Source organism: Candidatus Delongbacteria bacterium (assembly GCA_020634015.1).
Lineage (GTDB): Bacteria > CAIWAD01 > CAIWAD01 > CAIWAD01 > CAIWAD01 > JACKCN01.
In genome coordinates, this window is sequence record JACKCN010000003.1 from 169,249 (window position 1) to 195,886 (window position 26,638).

The 26,638-nt window shown below is 63.5% G+C and carries 29 protein-coding genes; 22 read left to right on the top strand and 7 right to left on the bottom strand.

The genetic code is table 11. From position 1 onward, the window contains the following. The first annotated feature begins 8 nt into the window (after positions 1 to 8). From H6678_07400 to H6678_07420, 5 genes are all read left to right on the top strand, one after another. Complete coding sequence (locus tag H6678_07400; GenBank protein ID MCB9473619.1) at positions 9 to 1,031, top strand: PorV/PorQ family protein; 1,023 nt, start codon at positions 9 to 11, stop codon at positions 1,029 to 1,031. A gap of 90 nt (positions 1,032 to 1,121) precedes the next feature. Continuing rightward, positions 1,122 to 2,561, top strand: coding sequence for a T9SS type A sorting domain-containing protein (locus H6678_07405; GenBank protein MCB9473620.1), 1,440 nt, complete (start codon positions 1,122 to 1,124; stop codon positions 2,559 to 2,561). Positions 2,562 to 2,813: 252 nt separating this feature from the next. Next, positions 2,814 to 4,643: a transglutaminase domain-containing protein gene (locus H6678_07410; GenBank protein ID MCB9473621.1), complete on the top strand. Its 1,830-nt coding sequence runs from the start codon at positions 2,814 to 2,816 to the stop codon at positions 4,641 to 4,643. Positions 4,644 to 4,706: 63 nt separating this feature from the next. Then, positions 4,707 to 6,812, top strand: coding sequence for a hypothetical protein (locus H6678_07415; GenBank protein MCB9473622.1), 2,106 nt, complete (start codon positions 4,707 to 4,709; stop codon positions 6,810 to 6,812). 296 nt (positions 6,813 to 7,108) lie between these two features. After that, positions 7,109 to 7,933: a dienelactone hydrolase family protein gene (locus H6678_07420; protein ID MCB9473623.1), complete on the top strand. Its 825-nt coding sequence runs from the start codon at positions 7,109 to 7,111 to the stop codon at positions 7,931 to 7,933. Between the two features lie 82 nt (positions 7,934 to 8,015). Here H6678_07420 and H6678_07425 read toward each other — a convergent pair whose 3' ends face one another. The 3 genes from H6678_07425 to H6678_07435 are packed head-to-tail and all read right to left on the bottom strand — an operon-like array spanning position 8,016 to position 11,369. After that, positions 8,016 to 8,771 (bottom strand): succinate dehydrogenase/fumarate reductase iron-sulfur subunit, encoded by a 756-nt coding sequence (locus tag H6678_07425; GenBank protein ID MCB9473624.1) that lies wholly within the window; start codon positions 8,769 to 8,771, stop codon positions 8,016 to 8,018. Then, positions 8,768 to 10,681, bottom strand: coding sequence for a fumarate reductase/succinate dehydrogenase flavoprotein subunit (locus H6678_07430; protein MCB9473625.1), 1,914 nt, complete (start codon positions 10,679 to 10,681; stop codon positions 8,768 to 8,770). The genes H6678_07425 and H6678_07430 overlap by 4 nt, the downstream gene beginning before the upstream one ends. 16 nt (positions 10,682 to 10,697) lie before the next feature. Then, positions 10,698 to 11,369, bottom strand: a complete 672-nt coding sequence (locus H6678_07435; GenBank protein ID MCB9473626.1) for a succinate dehydrogenase cytochrome b subunit — start codon at positions 11,367 to 11,369, stop codon at positions 10,698 to 10,700. A 312-nt stretch (positions 11,370 to 11,681) separates the two neighbouring features. Here H6678_07435 and H6678_07440 point away from each other — a divergent pair, with 312 nt between their 5' ends. The 14 genes from H6678_07440 to H6678_07505 all read left to right on the top strand — a co-directional run bounded on the left by H6678_07440 (position 11,682) and on the right by H6678_07505 (position 19,900). Then, a complete protein-coding gene (locus tag H6678_07440) occupies positions 11,682 to 12,260 on the top strand; it encodes an HDIG domain-containing protein (protein MCB9473627.1) in 579 nt (192 codons plus the stop codon). Positions 12,261 to 12,304: 44 nt separating this feature from the next. Beyond that, the gene (locus H6678_07445; GenBank protein ID MCB9473628.1) at positions 12,305 to 12,523 is read left to right on the top strand and encodes a heavy-metal-associated domain-containing protein; all 219 of its coding nucleotides are present in this window, start codon (positions 12,305 to 12,307) and stop codon (positions 12,521 to 12,523) included. Then, a complete protein-coding gene (locus H6678_07450) occupies positions 12,523 to 13,140 on the top strand; it encodes a hypothetical protein (GenBank protein MCB9473629.1) in 618 nt (205 codons plus the stop codon). The genes H6678_07445 and H6678_07450 overlap by 1 nt, the downstream gene beginning before the upstream one ends. After that, positions 13,137 to 13,817, top strand: a complete 681-nt coding sequence (locus H6678_07455) for a flavin reductase family protein (protein MCB9473630.1) — start codon at positions 13,137 to 13,139, stop codon at positions 13,815 to 13,817. Before H6678_07450 ends, H6678_07455 begins: the two co-directional genes overlap by 4 nt. A 102-nt stretch (positions 13,818 to 13,919) precedes the next feature. Further along, positions 13,920 to 14,528, top strand: coding sequence for a superoxide dismutase (locus H6678_07460; GenBank protein ID MCB9473631.1), 609 nt, complete (start codon positions 13,920 to 13,922; stop codon positions 14,526 to 14,528). 174 nt (positions 14,529 to 14,702) lie between these two features. Further along, positions 14,703 to 15,074, top strand: a complete 372-nt coding sequence (locus H6678_07465; protein MCB9473632.1) for a VOC family protein — start codon at positions 14,703 to 14,705, stop codon at positions 15,072 to 15,074. Between the two features lie 109 nt (positions 15,075 to 15,183). Beyond that, positions 15,184 to 15,387 (top strand): hypothetical protein, encoded by a 204-nt coding sequence (locus H6678_07470; protein MCB9473633.1) that lies wholly within the window; start codon positions 15,184 to 15,186, stop codon positions 15,385 to 15,387. Between the two features lie 68 nt (positions 15,388 to 15,455). Beyond that, positions 15,456 to 16,514, top strand: coding sequence for an acyltransferase family protein (locus H6678_07475; protein ID MCB9473634.1), 1,059 nt, complete (start codon positions 15,456 to 15,458; stop codon positions 16,512 to 16,514). A gap of 183 nt (positions 16,515 to 16,697) precedes the next feature. Further along, positions 16,698 to 17,174: a nuclear transport factor 2 family protein gene (locus H6678_07480; GenBank protein MCB9473635.1), complete on the top strand. Its 477-nt coding sequence runs from the start codon at positions 16,698 to 16,700 to the stop codon at positions 17,172 to 17,174. Positions 17,175 to 17,292: 118 nt separating this feature from the next. After that, complete coding sequence (locus H6678_07485; protein MCB9473636.1) at positions 17,293 to 17,697, top strand: GNAT family N-acetyltransferase; 405 nt, start codon at positions 17,293 to 17,295, stop codon at positions 17,695 to 17,697. Positions 17,698 to 17,796: 99 nt separating this feature from the next. Continuing rightward, on the top strand, positions 17,797 to 18,282 hold the full coding sequence (locus tag H6678_07490; protein MCB9473637.1) for a nuclear transport factor 2 family protein: 486 nt from the start codon (positions 17,797 to 17,799) through the stop codon (positions 18,280 to 18,282). Between the two features lie 59 nt (positions 18,283 to 18,341). Continuing rightward, positions 18,342 to 18,737, top strand: a complete 396-nt coding sequence (locus tag H6678_07495) for a hypothetical protein (GenBank protein ID MCB9473638.1) — start codon at positions 18,342 to 18,344, stop codon at positions 18,735 to 18,737. Then, on the top strand, positions 18,734 to 18,979 hold the full coding sequence (locus tag H6678_07500) for a hypothetical protein (protein MCB9473639.1): 246 nt from the start codon (positions 18,734 to 18,736) through the stop codon (positions 18,977 to 18,979). The genes H6678_07495 and H6678_07500 overlap by 4 nt, the downstream gene beginning before the upstream one ends. A gap of 345 nt (positions 18,980 to 19,324) precedes the next feature. Continuing rightward, entirely contained in the window at positions 19,325 to 19,900 is a 576-nt protein-coding gene (locus tag H6678_07505) for a hypothetical protein (protein ID MCB9473640.1), read from the top strand. Between the two features lie 45 nt (positions 19,901 to 19,945). Here H6678_07505 and H6678_07510 read toward each other — a convergent pair whose 3' ends face one another. From H6678_07510 to bcp, 3 genes are read right to left on the bottom strand one after another with little or no spacing between them, the layout of a single operon-like run. Further along, entirely contained in the window at positions 19,946 to 21,007 is a 1,062-nt protein-coding gene (locus tag H6678_07510; protein MCB9473641.1) for an aminotransferase class I/II-fold pyridoxal phosphate-dependent enzyme, read from the bottom strand. Between the two features lie 23 nt (positions 21,008 to 21,030). Further along, positions 21,031 to 21,837: a bifunctional DNA-formamidopyrimidine glycosylase/DNA-(apurinic or apyrimidinic site) lyase gene (mutM, locus tag H6678_07515; GenBank protein MCB9473642.1), complete on the bottom strand. Its 807-nt coding sequence runs from the start codon at positions 21,835 to 21,837 to the stop codon at positions 21,031 to 21,033. 3 nt (positions 21,838 to 21,840) lie between these two features. Then, positions 21,841 to 22,305, bottom strand: a complete 465-nt coding sequence (gene bcp / locus H6678_07520; GenBank protein MCB9473643.1) for a thioredoxin-dependent thiol peroxidase — start codon at positions 22,303 to 22,305, stop codon at positions 21,841 to 21,843. A gap of 239 nt (positions 22,306 to 22,544) precedes the next feature. Between bcp and H6678_07525 the strand changes: the two genes are divergently transcribed. Then, complete coding sequence (locus H6678_07525; GenBank protein ID MCB9473644.1) at positions 22,545 to 23,948, top strand: hypothetical protein; 1,404 nt, start codon at positions 22,545 to 22,547, stop codon at positions 23,946 to 23,948. Between the two features lie 17 nt (positions 23,949 to 23,965). On the opposite strand, the gene H6678_07530 is transcribed toward H6678_07525, so the two are convergent. Next, positions 23,966 to 25,069 carry a geranylgeranyl reductase family protein gene (locus tag H6678_07530; protein MCB9473645.1) on the bottom strand — a complete coding sequence of 368 codons (1,104 nt, stop codon included), beginning with the start codon at positions 25,067 to 25,069 and terminating at the stop codon, positions 23,966 to 23,968. Between the two features lie 251 nt (positions 25,070 to 25,320). Here H6678_07530 and H6678_07535 point away from each other — a divergent pair, with 251 nt between their 5' ends. Together H6678_07535 and H6678_07540 are read left to right on the top strand one after the other, a co-directional pair. Continuing rightward, entirely contained in the window at positions 25,321 to 25,632 is a 312-nt protein-coding gene (locus tag H6678_07535) for a hypothetical protein (protein MCB9473646.1), read from the top strand. Beyond that, on the top strand, positions 25,613 to 26,464 hold the full coding sequence (locus H6678_07540; GenBank protein ID MCB9473647.1) for an HDOD domain-containing protein: 852 nt from the start codon (positions 25,613 to 25,615) through the stop codon (positions 26,462 to 26,464). Before H6678_07535 ends, H6678_07540 begins: the two co-directional genes overlap by 20 nt. The last annotated feature ends 174 nt before the right edge of the window (positions 26,465 to 26,638 follow it).

Here is a 26,638-nt window from a genome sequence, read left to right on the forward strand (position 1 = left end):
CCCCGACGATGAGATACTCCTTTCCTGTCGTGACGGGTGTCATGCTCCCACTGCTGCTGGCGGGACCCGCGCTTGCAGGGATCACGCGCGTGGGCACCACGGCGGCACCCTTTCTGACCATCGGCCTCGGCAGTCGCGCTCTGGGCATGGGCGGAGCCTACACGGGCGTCGCGATGGATGCCAGTTGTCTCTACTGGAACCCCGGTGCGGCCGCGGTACTGGAAAAGTCCGAAGCGCTGCTGGTGCAGACCCAGTATCTGGCCGATACGGATCTGAACTTCTTCGGTCTGGTGACCCCTGCGGGGGAACGCAGCAGCGTGGGTCTCTCGATGACCTATCTGGACTATGGCGAACTGGAAGTGACCACCGTGGAAGAGCCGGAGGGAACGGGCGAATTCTTTCGTTCCTCGGATCTGGCTCTGGGACTGACCTACAGCACGCGCTTCACGGATCGGTTCAGCATTGGCTTCACGGGAAAGTTCGTCCAGCAGAAGATCTGGCACGAAAGCGCCAGCAGTGTCGCGTTTGATGTGGGAACCCGGTTCCGCACCGATTTCCACAACCTGGTGCTGGGCATGGGCATCTACAACGTGGGCATGGACATGGAGATGGGTGGCACCGACCTGCTGCTCGGCCATGACCTGGATCCCAATCAGGGCGGCGACAATCCTGCCGTTCCCGTCAATCTTGATCTTTATGCCTGGCCTTTGCCGATAACCTTCCGGATGGGCGCCTCGATGTATCTGATCGAGAACCCGGAGCATTCCTTGCTGGTGGCCGCCGATGCCTCGCATCCGGTGGACAATTCGGAATCAATCAGCGTGGGAGGCGAGTATGGCTACAAGAACCGCTTCTTCCTGCGTGGGGGCTGGCACAATCTCTTCCTGACCGACCTTGAAGGCGGGCTGACCCTGGGAGGCGGGCTGGAACTGCCTGTTTTCTCGGCGGGTACACTGTGCGTCGACGGCGCCTGGGAAGAGTTCGGACGGCTGGGTGAGGTCGTCAAGTACAGTTTGCGATTCAAATGGTAATGGGTAGTGTGCCCGACCGCATCCAATCCGGATGCGCGGTGCACGGGTGTTGAATGTCCGTCCGAAAGGGCGGCAGAACTGGAGGTTCAAATGAACAAGTGGATCGGTGTTTCCCTGCTGGCTTGTGCGGCCAGCGCCTGGGCGACCCAGACCATCACCTTTCAGGTGAACATGTCTGTGCAGGAGGCTCTGGGCAATTTTGTCCCCGGCTCGGACAACGTGGTCGTGCGCGGCAGTTTCAATGGGTGGGGTGGAACCGACCCCACGCTCAGCCCGATCGGCGACGGTGTGTACTCCGGGACCTACGATCTGGATGACGCCCTGATCGGCGAGACCGTGACGTACAAGTTCGTCAACGCCGCCACGAGCGGTGATGTCTGGGAATCCATCGAAGATCGCAGCTTCGTGGTTGGTGATACGGGTGCCCAGACCGTGGACGGCGGGTACTTCGACAATCTCGACACGGTGCCTGCGCTTCTGGATGCCGAAATCACCTTTTTGGTGAACATGGAAATCATGATCGACAACGGCTCCTTCGTTCCGGCCAGCGATCTGATCGTGATCCGTGGCAACAACGATGGCATCGGCAACTGGGGTGGAGCCGTGGCCCTGAACGAAGTGGGTGGAAACCCCGGTCACTACTTCCTGCAGGTCCAGTTCGACCAGGTCAGTGCCGAAACTCCCGTGGAGTACAAGTTCGTGATCCTGACCGATGGCGACGAGAACCTGGCGCGCTGGGAGTCCGTGGCCAACCGCACGGCCCAGCCCACCGAAGCCTGGCCCGACGAGGATCAGAACGGGTATCACGAATACGTGACCGAAGAAGCCTTCTTCGACAATGTGACCTGGGACGACATCCTCTCGCAGAATGTGGACGTCACCTTCAATGTGGACCTGAACATGGTGGACACCTGGTTCACCGAACACCCGGGTGAGACGAACCAGGGCATCACCGGTTGGGATGCCATCAACTACGTGGCGATCTGCGGCCCCTGGAACAACTGGCCCTGGGATCTGGTGCCCCCACAGTATCAGTTCGCCAATGCCGGCGGCACGCTGTTCAGCGGCACGGTGACCTTCACCTCGGGCTCGGCGCGTTCCATCACCTACAAGTACGGCATCAACGGCAGCGACAACGAGTCCGGCTTCCAGGCCGACTGGGTCACCGTCATTGACGACACCAACCCCACCTTCACCATCAACAACGAGTTCGGCTCGCTGGGTGACCTTTGGGGCACCACCGCGGTGAATCCCGCCAGCCAGCCCCGCACCTTCGAGCTGGGTGAGGCCTATCCCAACCCCTTCAACCCCAGCACGGTCATCGAGTTCTCGCTGGTCCGCCCCGCGGTGGTCGAGCTGACCGTGTTCAACATGATGGGCCAGGCTGTGGCCACGCTGGCTTCCGGCATGCACCAGGCCGGCAATCACACCACCAGTTTCGATGCGGCCGGTCTGTCCAGCGGTGTGTACTTCTACACCCTGAAGGCCAACGGCATGAGCGAAACCCGCAAGGTTCTGCTGGTCAAGTAGTTCCTGCTCACGCGTGATCCACGAACGCCCCCGTGCCTGGCACGGGGGCGTTCTGTTTCTGGGGGGAACCCGGGAAAGGGTGGCCGGACCCTCAGCAGCCGGAGACGCCATTCCATCGGTCGACCGCCGGTGCAATCCGCGGCCGCTTGATTCATCTCAACCCATCTCCGTTCCCATTTGCCAAAATGTTGCATGTCATTCCGCCCCCCCACACCTCGCCACCGGTCCCGCTGGCTCTTGCCCGGACTCCTGTTGCTCTGTCTGCCAGCAGTCCGGGCCGAGACTCCGGATCGGCTGGAAGTCTCCATTGCCAACCGGATCGAGCTGTCCGTGTCTCGCGACAGACAAGGTGAGCTCTTCTGGCACGAGACCCGCAGACAGGACCTGCGCATCCACACCCGTGCCGTGATTCGCGATCTGGCCGAGGCGCGGCGTTTCTACATCTTCGATGACGAGAACGCCCCCTTCGACAAGGTCCGCGGCAATCGCAACGGCCGCTCGCTGGGGGTGCCCGTGCTGAAGATGACCGGGCCGCGCCCGGATGCCTTCATGGGGTCCTGGACCTGGTACGTGCTGGACTGGGAACAGGCGCTGAAGAACTTTCGCCCGGGAGATTTCTTCCGAACGGATACCGAGCGCAGCTGCCGGGATTTCTCCCAGTTTCCCAGCTATCTGGTGGATGGTGCCGATTCGCTGGAGGCCTTCGAGCTGAGACTGACCGTGCCGGAGGACCTGAATGCATCCTTCGAGTGGAACTCGTCCTGGCGGGATGTCCGGACGTCGATCGAGAAGGGGTCCGACGGGGAGCAGATCTTTCGCGTGACACCCATGCGCACGCCCGAACCACTGGCCCTGCACGACGACAATGATCTGGTGGCACGGCTCGTGATTCACCTGAGCCTGGCTGACAGCAGCCTGGTGCCTGAAGGCCCGGTCGGCTTCACGCGCTGGTACGGCAATCTGACAACGCTTGAACCCAGACTGGACCAGCCATTTCCCCCGGATCTGAGCACGGAGCTGGAGTCAGCGGAAACGGACCGCGCCCGGTTGCTCATGATGACTCGCTGGGTCGCGCGCAACATCCGCTATGTATCCGATACGCGCGAGATGCGTGGCCTGGTGTCGGCCAGCCCGGATGAAACGCTGACAAGTCGCTTCGGCGACTGCAAGGCCAAGAGCACGCTGCTGTGTGCCATGTCCGACCGCTACTCGATCCCTCTCCACATGGCCCTGGTGAACACGGACGACCGGCACATGCAAGGCTGTCGGGCAGGCGACTTCAATCACATGATCGTGGCCTGGCACAATGGCGACGACTGGGAGTTCGGCGACCCCACGGACCGGGGGCTGGATTTTGGAGTGCCCAATCCGGATCTGCACGCTCATCCAGTGCTTGTACTTCAGCCCGACAATCCGACAATCGTATACATCGATGCCGAAGCGGAGCTGCCCCAGCTGGAATTGAGTCTGGTCGCCCGACGGGATTCACTGGCCCGGTCCGAAGCCCGCCTGATCCTGCGCGGAAGTCTGGCTTCACGCGGCAGGGAGTATGCCCGGGACCGCAAGGACCTGGACCTGAGCAACTGGCTGGCGACCCTCGTGGGCGGTTACTGTCCCAGCGTGGCTTTGCGTGACATCCGGATCGAGGATGACAGGTCTCCGGACCTGATCTGTGTGGCACGAGCCGACATGGGCAGCATGCTGGTCAAGGGACGCCGGGGAGACTATCTGCCCAGATTTCCGTTGACGGGATTCAGCCTGAAAGCCAAGGACAGAATCGGAGATGGCGAAGCTCTGCATCTGTCGTACCCCCTGCACCTGAAACTGCAGCTTGCACTGGCCGCACCAGGTCTGACGCCAGCCGCGGACAGTCTGGACCTGGGCGATCCGCGGGGAGCCAGCTACACGGCCCGGGTGATCTGCGCCGAGGACACCGCGCGCATGGAATGCTATCTGCGCCTTCGCGCGGGCACCCAGGAAGGCCAGGATCGTGTGTGGGTCGAAGACCTGATCCGGGCCATGAACGACGAACGCAACAATTACTTCCGCCTGAGCTCGCTGGATTCCGACAGCCAGGAATGACCCGGGTCGCACCGGTTGCCATCCCTTGACTCACATCTCCATCCGAACCGAAAGGTATGATTGATGAAACTGCTTCAATCCCTGTGTCTCGCAGTGTGTCTGGCAGGTACGGCAGCCCAGGCCAAACTTCCTGTGCTGCAACCGCTGCCCGACCTTCTGACCATGGACATGCCCGCGGTCAACGCCGATTCACTGGCTCGCGAGTTCCCCGATGCCCCCATGGTGATTCTGGACTGGAGACGCCGGATCGTGAGCAGTTCCAGCCTTGGCATGATGCAGAACCTGAACCAGATGGTGGAACTCGGAGTCGTGCTGGATCCATCCCGAAGCGAGGTCCTGGAGTACACGTTCACCTCGCTGCCAACGGATTTCAGACTGAGGGTGAAGTCGCCCGGTGAAGAGATCCGCGAGTACGGACCGGATCAGTTGCAGCAGGTGGATGAATCCGTCAGTGTCGAGTCCCGGGGGGCGAACGCGGTCGCGGATGCGTTGGCGGCGATTCATCCGGTCTCGATCCTTGTGTCCGGACTGAACCAGATCGCCGACAAGGATCTGGGAACCTGGCGGATCACCGTTCCGGGAGCGGTGCGCGGAACCCTCGTGGAATGCACCTTCGGGTCGTCGCGGACCGCCGACTACTGCGCCTGGGATCCCGCCAGCAAGTTTGGGTACTACGGATTCTCCATGAAACGGGGCCTGCCCGTTCTCGGCGGCAAGGTCGAATACATTCTTCCCCGCAAGAAGGACACGGTCCAACGTTTTCATCCGCAGTGGCTTGAATCCAGTTGCCGTGAGCTGGACAAAGACTTCGAATGCCACACCTGGATCACGGGTTTCGAGCCCGCCATCGTCCAGGAACATGACTCCCCCTCCGGGGAAGAGAACCGGCAGGCGGTGTATCCCGTCGATGGCCGCAGTGGGCCGTCGGTGTGGGGAAGTCGCACGAACATGGTGGACATCTATCTGCGCAAGAACATGACCCGCAAACAGACCCGCAAGGTCGGCAAGTACCTCAAGCGCATTCCCTTCGAGAGTACGACCCGGGAGGACTCCCTGAGAACCATCGTCAAGTGGGTCCAGCAGGAGGTCAAGACCGTCGAGACGGCCAACGTGCAGCACAAGCTTTCGCAGATGCTGAGCATGCACAAGGCACTGTCCTTCCAGAAAGTCGCCATTGCCGTGCATCTCTGCCGGGCCGCCGGGTATCAGGCGGACCTGTCCGTGCTCTCGGATTGTCCACCCGCGATGTACGCTCCAGGATCGTACCGGCCGTCCTCCGAGAGACTGTTCGCGCTGCTGGTTCGCTGCGAAGGGGAGAGCTTCGTCGCTCTGCCGCAGATCAGCACGGCGGGGCTGTCGGCCATCCCCTCGGACATGGCCGGAAAGGTCGCGTGGAACTTCGGGACTCCCGACACGCTGACGATGGGCTGTGAGGCGGCCGATGATGCGCTCTTCGAGCGCCGCATCGACGTGGATCTGCGCCTGGACGGCCGCCTTGACATCGTCGAGACCCATGTGCTCCACGGGCTGGCCGCCTGGTCGCTCAGAGAGAGCATCAAGACTCTTGTCCCCAAGGAACGGATCAAGACGATCTGGGTCTCCAGGGACGCCCATGACGCCGAGCGCAATGAAGATCTGGCCGGGGTGGAAGAGCAGATCCAGGACCTGCTGCGTGACATGGTGCGCTTCGATGTCTCCCGCATCCGGGATTTCACGGGATACGTGGATGGGCGTGAAGACTGGTACGAGCCTCTGGAGCTGCGCATGGAGTACACGGTGGACGGCATGGTCGAGATCCTGCCCGATGAAGCCCTGTTCACCGTCAAGGGACTGTTCGCTCCCGACCGGAAATCCGTGGTCTATCTGGACACCAATGATCGGAAGCTGCCCCTGCACGTGGACGAGGACCAGTGGAACAAGCTGGACGTGACGATCCGCTATCCGGTGTCCTGGCAGCCGGACATGGAGCCCTTTGCCGACTTCACCCTTGAGAACGACTTCGGCAGACTTTCCGCGCAGTACACCAACGTGCCCGGACGTTTCGAGCTGCATCAGGAGCAGCGACTGAATCACATCTCGCGGCCGGCGACGGAGTACGGGGAGTTTCTCAAGGTCAAGTTGCGCGGGTCCGATCTGAAGGTGCCCGCCATGACCTTCCTGATCGACTGATCACGTTCTTCAATGTGTGGCATCCGCTGCACGGGCATCGCCGTCGGGTCCAGTCCGGATCCGGCGGCGATGCCGCTCAGGGACGGACACCCACGATCGGCAGTCCAATCGACCCAGCCCATTCGGATGGCTGGCGGGGGAGGCGAAGACTGCGGCATGTGAGCGTTCGCTCGACACATCTGCGTCCCGGGCCGTCGCGAAACGAAGGCTTGCATCGCGCGGGCTGGTTCGCCAGCTTCGGTCCCGGCGATACCACCCCACTGCACACAGTCATTGATAATTGTCCAGGAGAATCCATGATCAAGCCAATCGCGCTGATGGTGTTCTGCGCCCTGCCTCTGCTGTCCGCCAGAGCCATGGTCGGCAGCGGAGTCGACATGCCCACCTCGACCCTGGTTCGAAGCGAAACCGTGACCTACGTCTGCGACGGCGACACTCTTGAAGGCACTCTGGCCTGGAACCCAACGCTGGACACGAAGCTGCCCGTGGTGCTGGTGGTTCACGAATGGTGGGGCAACAACGCCTACAGCCAGCGCCGGGCCGAAATGCTGGCCGAGGCGGGCTACATGGCTCTGGCCGTGGACATGTACGGCAAGGGCCGACGGGCCGAAGAGCCGGGTGGCGCCATGGCCCTGGCCAGCGATGCCTACTCCGATCCGGCGCGCCTGCAAGCCCGATTCGAAGCGGCGCGCAGGCTCACCTTCTCGCGCCCTGAGGCGGATACCACCCGGGTTGCGGCCATTGGATACTGCTTCGGCGGAGGAGTCCTGCTGGGGCTGGCCCGCGCGGGCGTGGAGCTGGATGCCCTGGCCAGTTTCCATGGCTCACTGGGCACGAAGACCCCCGCGAGCAAGGGCAGCATCAAGCCCGCCTTGCTGGTGCTGAATGGCGAGGCCGATCCCTTCGTACCTGCCGAGGAAGTGGCGGCATTCCGGGCGGAAATGGACGCGGCGGATGCCCGCTTGACCTATGTGGGCTACCCCGGCGCGACTCACGCATTCACCAATCCTGCGTCCACGGAAACGGGCAAGCGCTTCGAGATGCCCGTTGAATACAACGAAGCCGCCGACTCGGACAGCTGGACGAAACTGCTGGACTTCCTGGCGACCGAGCTGAAGTAAGGGCTTTGCTGGAACTGGACTCAACAGGAAACCCCCGGCTCTCGCGAACCGGGGGTTTCTGCGTTCGGATCGGATGCGAGCGTCACACGCCCTTGCGGCTGCAGAGGCTGGCTTTCAGGAAATCGCGATTGAGCAGCGCGATGTTGGAGATCTTGATCTCCTTGGGGCAGGCCGCTTCGCAGTCGTAGGTGTTGGTGCAGTTGCCAAAGCCCAGCTTGTCCATGGTGGACACCATCGACAGCGCGCGGCGGTCGCGTTCCGCCTGACCCTGGGGCAGGTGGGCCAGATGGCTGATCTTGGCGCTCACGAAAAGCATCGCGCTGGCGTTCTTGCAGCTGGCCACGCAGGCGCCGCAGCCGATGCAGGCCGCCGCGTCCATGGCCGCGTCGGCATTCTCCTTGGGCACCGGAATCGCGTTGCCGTCGGGAGCACCGCCCGTGTTCACGCTCACGAAACCACCGGCCTCGATGATGCGGTCGAATGCGGCACGATCCACAATGAGGTCGCGCACGATCGGAAAGGCCCGGGCGCGCCAGGGTTCGATCACGATCGTGTCACCGTCCTTGAAATGGCGCATGTGCAGTTGGCACACGGTCGTGCCCTCTTCGGGGCCATGGGCCTCGCCATTGATCATCAGCGAGCACATGCCGCAGATGCCTTCGCGGCAGTCGTGGTCAAAGGCCACCGGCTCGCGGCCTTCCAGTTCCAGCTTGTCGTTCAGCACATCCAGCATCTCAAGGAAGGACATGTGCGTACTGACGCCGTCCAGTTCGTAGGTCTCCAGACTGCCCCGGACCGAAGGTCCCGCCTGGCGCCAGATCTTCAGTGTCAGTTTCACTTGTAGCTCCTTTGCGAGGGTTTGCAGTGCTCGAAGGTCAGCTCTTCGCGGTGACGCACCGGAGTGTTGTTCTCGCCCTTGTACTCCCACACGGCCGTGTGGCTGAAGTTGGCGTCGTCGCGCATCGCTTCGCCTTCGGGCGTCTGGCTTTCTTCACGGAAGTGACCGCCGCAGGACTCGGGGCGCTCGAGCGCATCGCGGGCCATCAACTCGGCGAACTCGTAGAAATCGGCCACGCGACCGGCCCGCTCCAGGTTCTGATTCAGGCCCTCGCCCGTGCCCACCACGGTCACGTCCTTCCAGAAACGCTCGCGCGCCTCGGGGATCCATGACAGCAGCGACTTAAGCCCCTTCTCATTGCGGCCCATGCCGCAGTTGTCCCACATCTGGCGACCCAGTTCGCGGTGCAGATCGTCCACCGTGCGCTTGCCCCTGGCACCCAGCAGGCGCGAGGTGCGCTCGGCGACCATGCGCTGGCTCTCGACGGCCTCGGCACAGGTGGCATCCAGTCCGTCGGGCTTGTGTCCGGCCAGGTAGTTGCCGATGGTGTAGGGAATCACGAAGTAGCCATCGGCCAGCCCCTGCATCAGGGCGCTGGCTCCCAGCCGGTTGGCGCCGTGGTCGCTGAAGTTGGCCTCGCCCAGCACGAACAGGCCGGGAATCGTGCTCTGCAAGTTGTAGTCCACCCAGAGCCCGCCCATGGTGTAGTGCACGGCGGGGTAGATGCGCATCGGCACGGAGTAGGGGTCTTCGTCGGTGATCTTCTCGTACATCTGGAAGAGGTTGCCGTAGCGTTCCTCGATCACATGCTTGCCCAGTCGCTGGATCGCATCGCCAAAGTCCAGGTACACGGCCAGCCCGCTGGGACCCACGCCGTAACCTTCGTCACACATGCGCTTGGCGGCGCGGCTGGCCACGTCACGGGGGACCAGATTGCCGAAGCTGGGGTAGATCCGCTCCAGGTAGTAGTCGCGTTCGCTCTCGGGAATGTCGGCCGCACGGCGCTTGTCGCCCTTGGCCTTGGGCACCCAGACACGCCCGTCGTTGCGCAGGGACTCGCTCATCAGGGTGAGCTTGCTCTGGTAGTCGCCCGACACGGGAATGCAGGTGGGATGGATCTGGGTGAAACACGGATTGGCGAAGGCCGCGCCGCGCTTGTGGGCCCGCCAGGCGGCGGTCACGTTGCAGCCCTTGGCGTTGGTGCTGAGGAAGAACACGTTGCCGTAGCCGCCGGTGGCCAGGCAGACCGCGTCGGCCATGTGCGAGGAGACCTTGCCGCTGACCATGTCACGCACGGTGATGCCACGGGCCACGCCGTTGTGCACGACCAGGTCCAGCATTTCCGTGCGCGGATACATCTTGACCTTGCCCGCGCCGATCTGGCGGGCAAGAGCCTGGTAGGCTCCCAGCAGCAGCTGCTGGCCGGTCTGGCCACGGGCGTAGAAGGTGCGCGAGACCTGGGCGCCGCCGAAACTGCGGTTGTCCAGCACGCCACCGTACTCACGCGCGAAGGGCACGCCCTGGGCCACGCACTGGTCGATGATCTGCACGCTGATCTGGGCCAGGCGGTAAACATTGGCTTCGCGGGCGCGGTAGTCGCCGCCCTTGACCGTGTCGTAGAACAGCCGGTAGATGCTGTCGCCGTCACCCTGGTAGTTCTTGGCGGCGTTGATGCCGCCCTGGGCCGCGATCGAGTGCGCGCGGCGCGGGCTGTCCTGGTAGCAGAAGCACTGCACATTGTAGCCCAGCTCGGCCAGGGTGGCCGCAGCGGCACCGCCGGCGAGCCCACTGCCCACCACGATGACCGTGTACTTCCGCTTGTTGGCCGGGTTGACCAGTTTCATCTCGAAGCGGTGGCGATCCCATTTGTCGCGCAGGTCCCCGCCCGGGATTCTGGATTCGAGGTTCATTGGGAAGGCTCCCGATTTAGTACCAGGCCAGCAGGACGGCCAGGGGAATTGAAATGAAACCCGCGCAGATCAGGAACACCAGTCCCAGCAGGAGTCCGCGGACCATGGGGGTGTACTTCGGATGGTTGAAGCCCAGGGTCTGCAGGGCGCTCTGTGCTCCGTGAGACAGGTGAAAGAACAGCACCACCATGCTCAGAATGTAGAGGCCCGCAATCAGTGGGTTGCTGAATCCGGCCACCACGTTGGCATAGGCGTCGGGCACATGGCTTCCCACCTGCAGCCGGTGTTCGGGGCCGACCACGCCCACGGTGAGGTGGGCCAGATGGAACACGATGTAACCCAGCACCACCAGCCCGCTGAGGAACATGGTCCTGGAGGCGAAAGTGGATTGCAGGGGTTTCTGCACCGCGTAGGGCTCGGGACGTGCCGCCCGGTTGGCCAGAGTCAGCTGGATCGCGCTGATCACGTGGACCAGGAAGATCAGCAGCAGTGTGCCGCGAATGCCCCAGAGCAGGTAGATGTTGTGCCTCAGGGCCGCCGCATAGGCGTTGAGCGTGTCCGCCCCGGCGAAGAACTGCAGGTTGCCGGCCATGTGTCCCAGCAGGAACAGCAGCAGGGCCAGCCCGGTGAGCGCCATCAGCAGTTTTCGGCCGATGGAGGAGCTGCGGAATGTGGTGAACCATGCCATAGGGGGATTCCATCCTCCTTTAGAGTGGATTGCGTGCTCGGGCGAAGGGGTGGGACCTGACGCGTCCCGCGAACCGTTGAACTTCCGAACGGCTCCGCGACGCCCCGGGTTGGACTTGTCCGGTCCGGTGGTGCGGATTCACAGGGTTGCGCTGACCGGCGTGCGAGGCTTGGTGCTTGTACTATCTTGGCAGCCGTCTGCCCCGGGCCTGAGTTGCCAATGCTGAATTCGCCCTGCCGGAGTCAACGGGCCATTCTATGCAGGATGGTGGCGCTTTATTTTGATCTGGATCAAGAACAATGAGGAGTCTGGATGTACGAACTCCCCGATCGTGTCCGTGCGTGGGAGCTGCTCTGCCTGCACACCCAGAGCGAAAGCCTTCGCAAGCACGCTCTGGCGGTGGAAGCCCTCATGGGTGCCCACGCTCGCGAAGCCGGTGAGGATGCGGATCTCTGGGAGCGCTGCGGCCTTCTGCACGATTTTGACTACGAGCGCTGGCCCGATCCGGCGGAGCATACGGTCCAGGGCGGAAAAATCCTGGAAGAAGCAGGCTATCCGCCGGAACTGATCCGTGCCATCCACAGTCATAATCCGGGCAACGGGCTGGGTGTCCCGCTGGATACGGCAATGGCGCGCACCCTGTTCGCCGTGGATGAACTGGCCGGATTCCTGGTGGGCGTGGCATTGGTTCGACCCAGCCGCAGCCTGCACGATCTGGAACCGCGCAGCGTGATCAAGAAGTTCAAGGACCGCGCCTTCTGCGCTGCGGTCAGTCGTGAGGACATGACACAGGGGGCCGAGCTGCTGGGACGCACGATGGACGTGCACCTGGCCTTCTGCATTTCGGCGCTCAGGCCGATCGCCGATGAGCTGGGGCTGGCTGGCCACTGAGCCCTGCGGGCACGACGGGGTACCAATGGAAGAGGGGAGTCGGGATGGGAGTCTATCGCTACAGGATTGAGGGCATGTCCTGCGGAGGCTGCGTCGGGTCGGTGACCCGGCTGCTGCAACAGAGCGAACCGGATGCGGACGTGACGGTCAGTCTGGAGAGTGCCAGCGCCCAGCTGACGAGTGAGCGGGTTCCTTCCTTCGATCGGATGAAGGAGGCCCTCGCCAAGGCGGGGTTCACGCTCCAGGAAGCGCAGGCCCGCTGATGGACGTACTGAACACTTTCACCAGGAGCCGGCTTTGGCTGCTGGGCTTTTTTCTGGTTGCCGGCGCTGCGCTGGCCGGAAGCGACTCAGGGGTTCCGCTGACTCGCGGGGATCTGGACGGATCCGCGCTGTACGGGCAGGTTCCGGCGGCCGGCTCGCCCGAACGGCAGTTGATGTGGCGCGGCCGCGATTGCCGCTATCCCACTGATCATTGCCTGATCTGCGACCGCATCCTGCCCGGCAAGGACCACCGGGGAGTGGACTTCGTGATCGATGGCGTGACCGTGCGACTTTGCGGCCCCGCCTGCCAGAAGCAAGCCCAGGAGCTGGATCAGACCGGCAAGCAGGAGCTGGTGCAGCGCCTGAATCTGGCGGTGGTCCAGCGGGACCTGCCCGAATACCCGTTGACCTCCAGCCCCGTGAGCGGGCAGAAACTGAGCAGCCCCATCGATGGGGTCAATCAGGTCTTCGACAACACGCTGGTCCGACTGGCCAACGAGGCCGAGGTGGCCGAGTTTCTCAAGGACCCCTGCGGCTATGTGCTGGCGGTTCGCCTGGCGCGCACCCTGGCCGCCCAGCGTTGCCGTCCTGTCCCCGGCGAAAGCGTGCATCCATGAGAGTCATCGAGCACCCACGCGTGGCACCGGAACGACGCTGGGGGGCGGAACAGTACCGCACCCTGGAGCTGGCAGGGCAGTCCGCGGGAGCGATCTATCACCTGATGACCGCGATGATCGTGCCCCGGCCGATCGCATTGATTTCCACCGTGGGTGAACAGGGCCAGTTGAATGTGGCCCCGTTTTCCTTTTTCAACGGGGTCTGCTCCGATCCTCCGATCCTGAGCGTGGCCATCATCCGGCACCCGGTGTCGGCCGAGCGACCGGATCCGGAGTCCCGCCTCAAGGACACGGCGCGCAATATCCGGCGCACGGGCGAGTTCGTGGTGAACATCGCGCCAGTCAGTCTGGCCGCGGCCGTCGAGACCGCGGGCAAGTCCTGGCCGACCGAGCAGAGCGAAGCCGAGATCTGCGGGCTGGAGGCGCTGCCTTCGTTGAAGGTGGCCGTTCCTCGCCTGGGCAATTGCCCGATCCAGCTGGAATGCCGCCTCGAGCGGATCGTTGAAGTGGGCCAGGGCCCCACCGACCTGGTGCTGGGACGCATTGTCGAAGCCCACGCGGCGCTCGAGGTCTTTGGCGACAAGGGCAGGCTGGATGTGGACCGCATCCTGCCGCTTTCCCGTCTGTCGGCGGGGTCCTATGCCGGACTCCAGGAAAGCTTCCGTTTCGTTTTCTGAGCCTGCGACAGCAACGGGCCAGCGCACACAGATCACAGCACAGCCAACAAGTCAATCGGGCAGCGCTTCGTGCGCCAGCCCGCCATATTCCGGAGGTTCCCCATGCATCGTCTTCCCGATCTGCCCTATGATTTCAACGCCCTCGAGCCCAGCATTGACGCGCGTACCATGGAAATCCATCATGGCAAGCATCACAACGCCTACGTGACCAATCTGAACAACGCTCTGGAAGCCGCGGGCGGAGACCTGGGCGACAAGGACATCATCAGCCTGTGCGCCAACCTGAACCTGGTGCCCGAGGCCCAGCGCACGGCCGTGCGCAACAATGGCGGCGGCCACTACAATCACAGCCTGTTCTGGAGCGTGATGTGTTCCGGCGGCAGCGCCGACGTCTCCCTGGAACTTGCCCGCGCAATCGATGATTTCGGTGGCATGGATGCCCTGCGCGAGAAGTTCGCCGCAGCCGCCGCCACCCGCTTCGGCAGCGGCTGGGCCTGGATCACGGCCTCCGGCGGCAAGATTCAGGTGAGCAGCACCCCCAACCAGGACAACCCGCTGATGGACAACAGTGGCACGCCCATCCTGGGTCTGGATGTCTGGGAGCACGCCTACTACCTGCACTACCAGAATCGCCGCCCCGATTACATCAAGGCCTGGTGGGAAGTGGTCAACTGGGCCGAAGTGTCCAAGCGCTTCTCCGCAGCCCGTTGAGCTCCGGATGGTCCTTCAGGAAACGCCCCCTCGTGGGGCGTTTCTCTTGCTCCACTGCCGGTTGATTGACATTCTGGAACGCATCCCGAAACTCCTGCATGCCCGACAGGCGTCGCGCGTGTACGCACCCGGTCTGGAGTCCGGACAGTGGCCAGCATCACGTTGGAGTGAGCCATGAATCTCGGTGCATTTTCGATCAGCCTCGCGGTCAAGGACATCGTGGCCTCGCGGGACTTCTACCAGAAGTTCGGCTTCACGGTCTGGGGTGGAAACGTGGAACAGAACTGGCTGATCATGAAGAACGGCGCGCACATCATCGGCCTGTTCCAGGGCATGTTCGAGCGCAATCTGATGACCTTCAACCCCGGTTGGGATCAGGACGCGAACACGCTGCCCGAGTTCACTGACATCCGTGAACTGCAGCGCCAGGTGAAGGCCCAGGGTGTCGAGCTGCTGCCCGAAGCCGACGAGCACGGCACGGGTCCCGCCAGTTTCATGGCGATTGATCCCGACGGCAATCCGATTCTGGTGGACCAGCACGTCTGACGTACCGGATTGCCCGGATTGGGTGTGAGGCGAGCGCAGGTCAAGGCACGCGTGGTCCTGCTGTTGCCCAAGCCAGTGAACGCTGGATCATCAACGCGAGGACTTTTCCATGGAAGCAGGACAGGTTCTGGTGATCGTGGGCCTGATCGTCTCCGTCGTGGCGTTTCTGTTCTTCAGGCTCCCCGGGGTGCCATTCTTCTTCATGGGTCCCATCTGGAGGGCCAGACGCTATCTGACATCCGCGGGTGTGTCGCTGTGGGCAAGCGGAGCCGTGTTGAGTCTGGTGGGCATCGCGCTGCATCTGTCAAGCTGAAGGACATTCCACCGCATGCCCGAGCACCGATTCCTCAGGCTCAAGCCCCATCACCGTGCTGATCCACCATGCCCGTGAATGCCGCCGAACAGCCACCATCAGAGCAGGGAACCGAGCTGGCCTGGCTTGACACGGCGCGCATCCTGGCGATTCTGGCGGTGGTCTTGCTGCATGTGTCCGCCGCGGTCGTGATCCAGTGCCCACCCGGTACGGTGCACTGGTGGATCGGAAACCTGGTGGACTCGACCACCCGCTGGTGCGTACCGGTCTTCGTGATGATCAGCGGCGCCCTGCTGCTGGATCCCGGCAGGCAGGAAACCGCGGCCACATTCTATCGCAAACGCGCCGCCCGCATTGCAATTCCCCTGCTGTTCTGGACCGTATTCTACCTGCTCTGGGCCATGCTCAAGGGAATCCGCAGCGGACATCCGCCTCTGCCCGGAGAGCTGGCGGAGCGCGTGCTGGCGGGAGTGCCGCATTACCACATGTGGTTTCTCTACATGATTCTGCCGCTGTACCTGGTCACGCCTTTCCTGCGCCGGCTCGTACGGGCGACCGATCGCCGCGTGTTCGGTACTGCAACGGTCTCGCTGCTGGCGCTGGCGGCTGGAGTCACCGCGATCGGCTATCCGGAACCTGTGGGTCGTGGATCGTTTCTGAGCCTGTTTCTGTATTACATCCCCTGGTTCCTGCTTGGATACATGCTGCGCACCATGCAGGGAGATGTCAGCCGCACGCGGACGGTTCCCTTTGCTCTGCTGACGATGGCGACCACTGCCGCGGGGGTCCACCTGCTGACACTGCGACTGGGACTGGACAGCGGCCTGTACTTCTATGACTACCTGAGTATCACGGTCATTCTCATGTCGCTCGCCATGGCGCTGTTCTTCAGGTCACTTGCCTGGGTGCCGGGCACTCCAGCGCTCTCGAGGCGGCTGGCCCGGCTGACGCTCGGTGTGTATCTGGTTCATCCCGTGCCGCTGGAACTGCTGCAGCATGCGGGTCTGGACCCGCTGAACGTGCACCCCGGGATCTACATTCCCACGGCGTTTCTGCTGGCGACCGGTCTGTCCGCGGTGGGGGTGCTGGTCCTGCAACGGATTCCGATTCTTGCCCGCGTCGTTTGACTTCCGCCCGGCCGGGGGAGCGGGCAAAGCCACCACACCGAGCGAACTGCTTCCTGAACGACGGAATTCCGCCCATGATGTGCTCCGTTTTCTGCAGATTCGGGAAGTCTTCGCGTGATGGATGGGACTGAACCGCGGAGACACGTGGTTCCAAAGCCGAACTCACACTCAAGGAGTCTCCCGATGCGACATCCTCTCCCCCTGCTGCTGCTGACCCTGTTGGCGGTCTCCTGTTCCGGCCCTGCCCCGGCACCGACCCAGGACAACGCGACGATCGAAGCGGCCCATCAGGCGCACGACGCCTACGTGAACGCCATCAATTCCAACGACCTGGCGACTCTGCTGGGCATGCTCACGGACGATGTGGTGTACATGGCACCGCACGAAACCCCGATGCTTGGCAAGAGCGAGGTTGCCCCCTGGCTGGAGAGTTATCTGGGCGGCTGGCGTACCAACTGGGACAAACCCGTGCAGGAATTCGTGGTCAGCGGGGAGTGGGCCTTCGAGCGATACAGCTACACCTCCACGAACATCAGCCTGGCCGATGGCTCGGTCGTGGTGGACACGGGCTGGGGGCTGGCGATCTATCACCACGACGCGGACGGCACCTGGCGCGTGGCCCGCGATGCCTGGGGCTCCGACCTGCCCATGCCCGAGTGAGTGGCATCCACGGTGACTGGGTGGCGGGCCAGCATTGGGTCAAGGAGGATAGGTGACGCAGGATTTCGTGATCCAACTGGATGATCTGAGCGACGCGCGCGTTCGGGATCTGATCGGAATGCATCTTGCGGCGGTGCGGGAATTCTCCCCGCCCGAAAGCATCCATGCCCTGCCCATTGAGGCCCTGCTGGCTCCGGGGATGAGTGTCTGGAGCGTCTGGCTGGGTGACTCGCTGGCCGGTTGTGGCGCATTGCGGGAGCTGGATCGCACCCACGGTGAAATCAAATCGATGCGCACCGCTCCGGAATTCCTGAGGCGGGGCGTGGCCCGGGCGCTGATGGATCACATCATGGCGGTCGCCCGGGGGCGGGGCTACCAACGGTTGAGTCTGGAAACAGGCGCGATGGCCGCCTTCGAGCCTGCGCGGGCACTCTATCGCCGCCTGGGCTTCGTGGACTGCGCGCCTTTCGGCGAGTATCACGAAGACCGCAACAGCGTGTTCATGACTCGGGAAATTGACTGAGTGCAGGCATCTTTCAGGCCTGACCGGCCATGGCGCAGGACGGGACCATTCCACGGCGAGCCATGGCAGACCTGAGTGGAACTGGAAGCTGGTGACAAGATGAGTGCACGGTCCATACGATCGCGAGGGCCGCGGATCCTTGCCGCACTGGGCGTCACGGTGCTGGGTCTTGTGAGCTGTCAGGGCAGGACTGCTGAACGGGCCCTGTCAACACAAGCCCTGCGAGCTCGGCTTGAGGCACAGGCCGAGGCCTGGGACGAGGCCATCATCCGCAAGGACCGGACCGCCATCGAGGCCAACATGGCAGCGGATTTCCTCTTCATTGACGCGCGCGGGCTGATCACGGACCGTGCGAACTTCATCGAGACCATGATGGATTCGGCGTTTGTCATCGATCCGTATGCCGTCGAGGACTTCGACCTGCGCCTGTACGGGGACGTGGCCCTGCTCTGCGGCCGCACGCAGATGACCGGAAGCTGGGCGGGCGAGCCCTTCACCAGCCACTATCGTTACATCGATGTCTACGCCCGCCAGGGTGAGGACTGGAAGGTCGTCAGCGTGCAGATCACGGCCATGGCCGACTGAGGCGATTCCCGCGGTTCATGCGGCGTTCGACCATCAAACTGGAGCGACCATTCATGTCCATGCCTTCCACACCAGTATCCCAGGCGCTTGTCATTTTCGCCAAGAACAAGAAACGCGTGTCCACCTTCTACCAGCAGGCTCTTGGGCTTGATGTGGTCGAGAATGAGTCGTCTCACGATCTCCTGCGCGGCAACGGCATCGAACTGGTCATTCACAGCATTCCGCAGCGCATCGCGCGCGAGATCCAGATCAGCAAGCCGCCACAATTGCGCGAGAACACGCCACTGAAACCCGCGTTTCTGGTGAACGACCTCGACGCCTTGCGCGAGGCGGTGACCCGCACGGGAGGCTGGCTGAAGGCGCGTGATCAGGCCTGGACGATCCGCGGAGCCACCGTACTGGATGGCTGTGATCCGGAAGGAAACATCGTGCAGTTCCGTCGTCTGAACCAATGAACGACTCCGGCTCATCGCTTCCCGACGGCTTCGAGTATCGTGTTCACAAGAATGGCGACGTGCACATTCTGCACCATGGCCGGCCCGCCGCGACCCTGCGTGGCAAGGCAGCCGGCGAGTTCATTGGCAAGGTCGCCAGCCTGGATCCGCCGGGTGCCCAGCAACTGATGGCCCGTGTGACGGGAAACTACCGCCGCGGCAACGAGAAGACCGCGCGCAACCATCCCCGCAATCGCGGGTGACGGAGGTTCCAGTGGCCACTGTCGGCATTGAAGAGGTAACTGTGTGCCAGGGGCGATGTGAGTGGCAACATCACGGTGCCTTCAGCTTTCGCGCGCCGCAGGTGGACCTGCTCGTCACTCGGGGCATTGCCCGGGAATGGCGGTCGGCGGGGCGGCCGGTCTGCTTGCCGGGGTGGGAATACTCATGACGCATGGCAGTGTCCACGATGTACTCCCGGGAGCATCTTTGCTCATCCTTGGGTTGACGACACTTCTTGGATTGGAAGCTGGTGCGATCGGGGGATTCATCATTGGCCATCCGGAGGTGTACCGGCCGGTCACAGGTCATCAAGAGGGGGCCGGTGAATGAATCGTCGTCCGCTGATGCTTCTGGCACTTGCGGGAACAGGTCTTTGCCTGCTTTCCTGTGTCCACTCCCGCAACATGAGCACCCCGGATGACCTGCTGGAGCTCAATCGCATGGCCGCGGATCAAGCGGCCTACTTCAGACTGACAGACGGGGATCGTCGTTTCGCCTCACGGGTGAGCGTTCACGATGACAGCCTGTTCGCGACCAGCATGCACTTTCCAGAACCCGTTGCCTTTCCGCTGGAACGGGTGGAGTACATCCAGTTCTCCAACACTCTGGAAGGGGCTCGATCGGGTGCCATGGTCGGGGCCGTGATGGGTCTTCTGGGGGGATTGGTCTACAGTCAGTCAATCGGTGGGGGTGAATACTCCGGCATCCTGAGACTGGTCGTACTGGGCGTCGTGACTTCCACAGGCAGTCTTGGCGGTCTGTGGGCAGGAGCCATCGCCGGAAAACCCGAGCGCTTCATGATTGCGTGTGACGACGATTCGACACACACGAATATGCGGGGGCCTCTGTACGACAGTGGCGAGTCCCCGGGGCAGGATCCCGTCTCGGACAGCGAACCCTGACGATGCTGACCATGGCCCAGTCCTGTCGACGTGGCTGCAACAGGCTCAGTCCCCAAGCCGTTCCAGCAATTGAGCGGCCGCATCGCGGGGCAGATCGCGGTGGCAGACCAGGCGGATGTCGGTGGGACTGACATCATAGGCCAGCACGCCGACGGCAGCCAGCCCGGCAACCTGATCCAGGCAGTCCGCGGGGGTGTGACAGCGCAGCAGCACCATGTTGCTCTCGGGAGTCCGCACGGTCCAGGGGCGCGCGTCCAGGCTCGCCAATGCCTTGGCGACATCACGGGCCAGGGCATGGTCTTCACCCAGGCGTGGGTACTCGTGATCCAGCGCGTACAGCCCGGCCGCCGCGATGATCCCCGCCTGGCGCATGCCACCGCCGAACATCTTGCGATACCAACGGGCTTCGTCGAGGGTGGCCGCGTCGCCCACCAGCATGGCTCCCACCGGACAGCCCATTCCCTTGGAAAGGCAACAGGCCAGCGTATCGCAGCGCTGGCCGAACTCGGAGAGTGGCACACCCAGGGCCGTGGCGGCGTTCCAGATCCGTGCGCCATCCAGGTGCAGGGCCAGGTCCAGCTCGCGACAGGTGGTGAACAGCTCATCGATCTCGGCCACGCTGCGCACCAGGCCGCCCGCCAGATTCACTGTGTTCTCGGTGATCACCAGGCGGCTCTTCGGATGGTGCACATCGGGCTGGCGCAGAGCCTGGCGCACATCGGCGGCGCTCAGTCGGCCATCCTCGCAATCCACGGGCCAGAAGCCCGCACCCAGCAGGGCGGATGCTCCCGCGACCTCGTGCTGCACACTGTGCGTGCGGCGTTCGAGGATGATCTCGCTGCCCCGCGTGCAGTGCACCGCGATGCCGGCCAGGTTGGCCATGGTGCTGCTGGGCAGGTACAGTGACGCCTTGCGCCCGAACAGCGCGGCTACGCGTTCTTCAAGGGCGCGCACGGTGGGATCTTCGCCCATCACGTCGTCGCCCACCTCGGCCGCGGCCATGGCCTGCCGCATGGCGTTTGATGGGCGTGTGACCGTGTCCGACCGGAAATCGAGTACCGGGCGTCCATCCGCGAGGCGCTCAGCAGTGCCTTTGTGGAATTCCATGGGTCATCCTCTCTGGGTCCGCCTCAGCGGACCGGCTGGCAGTGCGGGCACCACCAGGTTCCCCGTTGCTGCATGATGATGCGTTCGATGGGCGTGGCGCACACGCCGCAGTATTCACCCGTGCGACCGTAGACCTTCAGGTAGCGCTGGTAGCTGCCTTCCACGCCGCGGGCATCCTGGAAGCTGTCGAAGGTCGTGCCGCAGGCCTTGATCGCCCGGCGCAGCACGCGGCGGGTACTTGTGTGCAGGCGCTTGATTTCATCGGGTTCCAGCGAACCTGCGGCACGAAAGGGGTGCAGTCCGCTCTCGAACAGGATCTCGCAGGCGTAGATGTTGCCGATGCCCGTGATGCGGTCCTGGCGCAGCAGCCAGGTCTTCAGCGGGCTGCGACTGCCGTTCAGCAGTGCCGCGAGGCGGGTCGTGGTGAATGCTGAACCGGTGGGATCCACTCCCGGGGCTGCCAGGTCGTCGCGACTTCCCGCAAGAATCAGGGTGCCGAAGCGTCGTGTATCACTGAATTGCAGACGGTCGCTGCCCAGACTGAATTCGGCCCGCAGGAAGCGTTGCGAATTCTCGCTGGCGAAGCTCGCCAGTTGCAGGCGTCCGGTCATGCGCAGGTGCACGGCCAGCCAGTGCGGCCCCTTGCGGCCTTTCAGGCAAAGCAGGATCTGCTTGCCCTCGCGCTGCACGTCCTCGATGAGCGCGCCGGTGATCGGCCGGTAGTCGCCAAACAGTTTCGCATCAAGGATGCGCACTCCCTGGATCCGCTGCCCCACCAGCATCGGTCGCAATTGCCGGACCACGGTTTCCACTTCGGGCAGTTCGGGCATGGCTCAGGCCAGTTCCTTCAACCTGTCGAGCACGGCCTGGGCGTGTCCGGCCACCGAGACGGGGCTCCAGACCTCGGCCACCTTGCCTTCCGGGTTGATCAGCAGAGTGCTGCGCAGCACGCCCATGTACTCGCGACCCATGAACTTCTTCAGTCCCCAGAACCCCAGAGCTTCCAGCAGGCTGTGCTCGGTGTCCGAGAGCAGAATCAGCTGCAGGTCCTTCTTTTCAATGAAGGAGCAGTGCTTCTTCGGCGTGTCCGGGCTGATCCCGACGACCTGGGCTCCCAGTTTCGCGAAGGACTTCTTCAAGGCCGTGAAATCGATGGCCTCGGTGGTGCATCCAGGAGTCAGATCCTTGGGGTACGCATACAGAACCCACCAAGCGCCCAGAAAATCCTTGGCGGTGCGCGTGGTTCCGTCCTGATCGGGCAGGCTGAAGGCGGGCAGTTTCTTGCCGGCTTGAATCATGGAATTCTCCTTGGTGACTGGTCCGCGTGCCCCATGCACGCGCATGGAAGGTCCCGAAAGTAGCGTCTTGGCGCGAAACCGGTCAGCAAACAACCCGCACCATCCCGGACCCGGGCACGGCCCTGTCCCCGAAACCCTATCTTCCGCCCCGTGGAACTCCCGCCATGTCCACAGGGTTGATGCAACCACCCCGGCACACTCCCGGCCGGGGCAAGGAGTGACGAAGCACGGAGCCTCAAGTGAAACGAATCCTCTTCCTGCTGCTTGGCCTGGGAGCATTGCTGCCCATGGCCTGCGACGACAGCACCATCGACGACAACAACCCCCTGTCCGGAATCCAACTGGTGTCACCCATCGACGGCGACACCCTGCGGCAGGAAACCCGGATCCAGATCGCTTCTTCAGATTTCGGCCGTCTCGTGGTGGTCGGGCTGCGCGTGGATGGGGAAGAGGTGGCCATTTCGACCAACTCCCCCTATGACAACGATCTGGATGTCCGTTCCTGGGCCGACGACCAGGAGCATGAACTGGAGGTCTGGGGTGCGGCCAGCAACAGCTCGATCGTGGTCTCCGACCCCGTGACCGTGACCGTCTCCGCCAGCGCCTCCGCACCTGCCCAACCCAGATACTTCTACCGGACGCACAACCTCAGCGGAAATGACTGGATCCAGACACTGGCCCCGGTCGGCAACGGTTGGCTTGCTGGAGGCAGTGCTGGCGACCAGGCCTGGCTGATGCGCCTGGATCGCGAGGGTGACATGGTCTGGTCCTGGCGCTTCGGTACGGGAAATGGCCAGATCAATGCCGTGCTGCCCGTGGATGGCGGCAGTATGGTGGCCGGCAAGCTGGACGGATATCCCTGGGTCGCCAAGCTGAATCACCGAGGTTACATCGTGTCCAGTCGTGGCATCGACCAGTACGGCGAGGGCTCGATCAGCGACTTGATCGCCACCTCCGACGGCCAGGGCTGGCTGGCCATCGCCAACACCCAGGCGGGGGCCCGCCTGATGGAACTGGATGGCACCGGAGCCATCGTCTGGGATCGCAGCCCGCTGGGCGGGCAGACCGGCACCGTCGAGCGCCTGCTGAACACACAGTCCGGCGACCTCTGGATCTGCGGCGCCTGGACACCGGACACGAACCGCGAAGCCCTGCTGGTGAGCACCGATCAGACCGGTACCGTGCGCTGGACCCGGTCCCTGGGAGCCGGCTATGCCTGGGATCTGAAAGAGGACGGGGCCGGACTGGTGGTATGCGGAGAAACAGGCTCGGATCCCGCCGCGGTACAGGCCACCCTCTGGCGCACTGACAACACGGGCGTGCTGGTGGAAAGCCGTGTGATGCAGCAGAATGCACCACACAGCGCACACCGGCTGCTGAAGTCCACCGGAGGTGACTGGTGGTTGGCGGGCTGGAGCGCGGGCGCGCAGTCCAACGGCCTGGATGGCCTGCTGGCCGAAGTTTCCTTCGGCTCGGGCACCCTCTGGCAACACTCACACGGAGATGGACTGGGGCAGGAACTGCGGGCCTTGCTGCCTGCGGCCGATGGCGGTCTGGTGGCCGCCGGCATGTCCGGCACGTCCACGGGCAACGGAATGGATGTCTGGGTGATCCACACCAACACCCAGGGGCTCATCCCCTGAACGGATCACGTGGTTGGTCAGCGACCCAGAATGCCCACGCGCAATGCCACACGGGCCACATCGGTCCACTCGATGTCCTTCAGCTCGGGAAGATGCACCAGCGCCTGCAGCATGCGACGCTGGAATCCCGGGCGATGGAACAGGGGCCTGAAGAGCAGCGAGAATCTGATCTGGCGCATCACGAAGGCCATGCTGTGCGTATACGTGGCGGCCACCCGCGCTTCCGGGCGTGGCTCCTGGCCCAGGCCATCCGCGAGCAGGGCGCTCGCCGCCCGCTCACCTGAACGCAGAGCGTAGTAGATGCCCTCTCCGCTGATCGGCTCGCAGAGACCGCCCGCATCTCCCACGAAGAGTACACGACCGCGCGCCAGCCTGCGGATCGGGCGATCGGGCAGGGGCCAACCGTCGACCTTGGCCCGGGGCAGACCCAGACGCAGGCGGTAGGCTTCCAGCAGCGCTTTCTGCTCCCCGGTCCGCTGGGGAGGCCCGCAGACACCCACCATGCGCATGCCGCGTTTGGGAAAGTCCCAGGCATAGCCCCAGGGAAAGAGACCGAAGTCCAGTCGGGCCGGGTCCGTGCGTTCGGAAGGAATCGAGAGCTCCAGCGCGGTCTGGTGTCCGCCCTCACCGGGTGCCAGACAGCGTCTCAGTCTTGACAGGGCACCATCCGCGGCGATCACCCAGTCGGCACGATGTACGGTGCCATCCTTGGCCCGCACTTCCACCGCCCCACCCACGGCGGTGATGCTCTCCACCTCGCAGCGTTCCTGCAGCACGGCTCCGGCGGAGACTGCCTGGCGGACGAGGAAATGATCCAGTTCCCGGCGTTGGACGAAGGCCATCCGGCCCCCCAGCTCGCGCTGGACGATGGCTTCTCCGGCATGATGGATCGCGAACGCATCACGCGTGTCATGGTACAGTCCGGCAGGAAGGGCACTCCCGTGCAGTTCCTCAAGCAGCCCGATGGTGCGGGCGGCAAGATATCCGCCGCAGAGCTTGTCTCGAGGAAAAGTGCGCTTCTCGAGCAGCAGCACCTCGATGCCGGCCCGTGCCAGCAGGCAGGCTGCCGTTGCACCCGAAGGACCGGCACCCACCACGATCACCCGCGCATTCGCTCGCATGCACTCTCCGGGTTGTCTGACTCAATCGCTGGCCACATGATTCGGGGAGGCACGGCTCCAGGCCGCGCAAACCCAGCGCGCGCGGGAGCATAGGATTCCGCACCAGCATCCACTACCACCCCCCCCAGAAGCTCCTGGATGCAGCTTGGAATCCAGTGGGTTCGAAGCGCTTTTGCGGTAAATCCGCCAGCCGTGTCAGCCGATAGCAGTTCAGTCACCCTGCAGGACCCATACGTCCGGGAGACCGACACATGAGTTGGTTGCGCAGTGCTCACCTGAAGGCGGGCATGATTCTCAGCGAAGAACTGTTGGACAATCACGGCCGTCTGCTGCTGCATTCCGGCACCCGGTTGACCGACGCCCAGATCGATTGGGTGCATTCCCTGGATCTGCGGGGAGCCGATGTGCGCGATGTGCCCGATGGGGAACCCTGGCCCGTACCGGTGGACCGCCACCGATTCCTGGACCCGGCGGACCCCTACAGTCGGTACCTGATGCAGGCGAGCAAGGAAATGACAACCCACAGAAACGAGGGAGCCGGCGATGGTGTCAAGCGCGGCTGAGCTGGTGGCAAGACAACAGCAGTTGTGCTCGCTGCCCGATGTGTACTATCGGCTGCTGGATGTGATCCAACAGCCGGTCAGCTCCGCCGCGGCCATTTCCGAGGTTATCCAGACCGACCCCGGCCTGAGTGCGCGCCTGCTGAAACTGGTCAACAGCGCGTTCTACGGATTTCCTCGCAAGATCGACACGGTGTCCCGTGCGGTGACCCTGGTAGGCACACGCCAGCTCTCGGATCTGGCCCTGGCCACCTCGGTGATCCGGGTCTTCGATGGAGTGCCCCAGAACCTGATCACCATGGAAAGTTTCTGGAAACACAGCCTGGCCACCGGGATCTGTGCCCGCATCATTGCCGAGAACGGACTGGATGTGGACTCCGAGCGTCTGTTCGTCGCCGGCCTGCTGCACGATGTGGGCCGACTGGTGATGTGTCTCGCCGAACCCGCGGACATGACCCGTGCACTGGAGCAGAGCCGCTCGCGCGAAGAATTGCTGTTTCAGAGCGAGAAGGACATTTTCGGTTTCACGCACGCCGATGTGGGTGCCTGCCTGATGGAACAGTGGCACTTGCCTCCGGCCCTGGTCGAAGCCGTGCGCTGGCATCATCGGCCCTCCGCGGCCGACGAGCATCAGGAGCTGGCGGCTGTGGTACACCTGGCCGATGTGATCATCAACAGCCTGCGCATCGGCAGCAGCGGGTCGGGCTTCGTGCCCCCCGTCTGGACTCGTGCCTGGCAGATCGCCGAGCTGGAACTGACCGACATCGACTCGCTCATCGAGCAGACCCGGCGAATCTTCAGCGACGTGCAGCCCGTGTTTCTGCAGGCCGCCTGACACCTTGCCCCCCACGAATCCCTCCCCATTGCCGGCCGGCCGCTTCATGAAGCGGCCGGTCCCGTCAGATGGGGCTTGGTCACTTTCCTGCTTAAACTGCTGTCCGCACACTTTATCTTGAGCTCCTTGTCGCCCGTTCCGGTTCGCATCCGCATCCCACCAACCCAGCCCATG

Coding starts and splice junctions, on each gene's coding strand:
- H6678_07400 (MCB9473619.1), top strand. CDS start 9: ATGAGATACTCCTTTCCTGTCGTGACGGGTGTCATGCTCCCACTGCTG.
- H6678_07405 (MCB9473620.1), top strand. CDS start 1,122: ATGAACAAGTGGATCGGTGTTTCCCTGCTGGCTTGTGCGGCCAGCGCC.
- H6678_07415 (MCB9473622.1), top strand. CDS start 4,707: ATGAAACTGCTTCAATCCCTGTGTCTCGCAGTGTGTCTGGCAGGTACG.
- H6678_07420 (MCB9473623.1), top strand. CDS start 7,109: ATGATCAAGCCAATCGCGCTGATGGTGTTCTGCGCCCTGCCTCTGCTG.
- H6678_07430 (MCB9473625.1), bottom strand. CDS start 10,681: ATGAACCTCGAATCCAGAATCCCGGGCGGGGACCTGCGCGACAAATGG.
- H6678_07435 (MCB9473626.1), bottom strand. CDS start 11,369: ATGGCATGGTTCACCACATTCCGCAGCTCCTCCATCGGCCGAAAACTG.
- H6678_07440 (MCB9473627.1), top strand. CDS start 11,682: ATGTACGAACTCCCCGATCGTGTCCGTGCGTGGGAGCTGCTCTGCCTG.
- H6678_07445 (MCB9473628.1), top strand. CDS start 12,305: ATGGGAGTCTATCGCTACAGGATTGAGGGCATGTCCTGCGGAGGCTGC.
- H6678_07450 (MCB9473629.1), top strand. CDS start 12,523: ATGGACGTACTGAACACTTTCACCAGGAGCCGGCTTTGGCTGCTGGGC.
- H6678_07455 (MCB9473630.1), top strand. CDS start 13,137: ATGAGAGTCATCGAGCACCCACGCGTGGCACCGGAACGACGCTGGGGG.
- H6678_07460 (MCB9473631.1), top strand. CDS start 13,920: ATGCATCGTCTTCCCGATCTGCCCTATGATTTCAACGCCCTCGAGCCC.
- H6678_07465 (MCB9473632.1), top strand. CDS start 14,703: ATGAATCTCGGTGCATTTTCGATCAGCCTCGCGGTCAAGGACATCGTG.
- H6678_07470 (MCB9473633.1), top strand. CDS start 15,184: ATGGAAGCAGGACAGGTTCTGGTGATCGTGGGCCTGATCGTCTCCGTC.
- H6678_07475 (MCB9473634.1), top strand. CDS start 15,456: ATGCCCGTGAATGCCGCCGAACAGCCACCATCAGAGCAGGGAACCGAG.
- H6678_07480 (MCB9473635.1), top strand. CDS start 16,698: ATGCGACATCCTCTCCCCCTGCTGCTGCTGACCCTGTTGGCGGTCTCC.
- H6678_07485 (MCB9473636.1), top strand. CDS start 17,293: ATGCATCTTGCGGCGGTGCGGGAATTCTCCCCGCCCGAAAGCATCCAT.
- H6678_07490 (MCB9473637.1), top strand. CDS start 17,797: ATGAGTGCACGGTCCATACGATCGCGAGGGCCGCGGATCCTTGCCGCA.
- H6678_07495 (MCB9473638.1), top strand. CDS start 18,342: ATGCCTTCCACACCAGTATCCCAGGCGCTTGTCATTTTCGCCAAGAAC.
- H6678_07500 (MCB9473639.1), top strand. CDS start 18,734: ATGAACGACTCCGGCTCATCGCTTCCCGACGGCTTCGAGTATCGTGTT.
- H6678_07505 (MCB9473640.1), top strand. CDS start 19,325: ATGAATCGTCGTCCGCTGATGCTTCTGGCACTTGCGGGAACAGGTCTT.
- H6678_07510 (MCB9473641.1), bottom strand. CDS start 21,007: ATGGAATTCCACAAAGGCACTGCTGAGCGCCTCGCGGATGGACGCCCG.
- mutM (MCB9473642.1), bottom strand. CDS start 21,837: ATGCCCGAACTGCCCGAAGTGGAAACCGTGGTCCGGCAATTGCGACCG.
- bcp (MCB9473643.1), bottom strand. CDS start 22,305: ATGATTCAAGCCGGCAAGAAACTGCCCGCCTTCAGCCTGCCCGATCAG.
- H6678_07530 (MCB9473645.1), bottom strand. CDS start 25,069: ATGCGAGCGAATGCGCGGGTGATCGTGGTGGGTGCCGGTCCTTCGGGT.
- H6678_07535 (MCB9473646.1), top strand. CDS start 25,321: ATGAGTTGGTTGCGCAGTGCTCACCTGAAGGCGGGCATGATTCTCAGC.
- H6678_07540 (MCB9473647.1), top strand. CDS start 25,613: ATGGTGTCAAGCGCGGCTGAGCTGGTGGCAAGACAACAGCAGTTGTGC.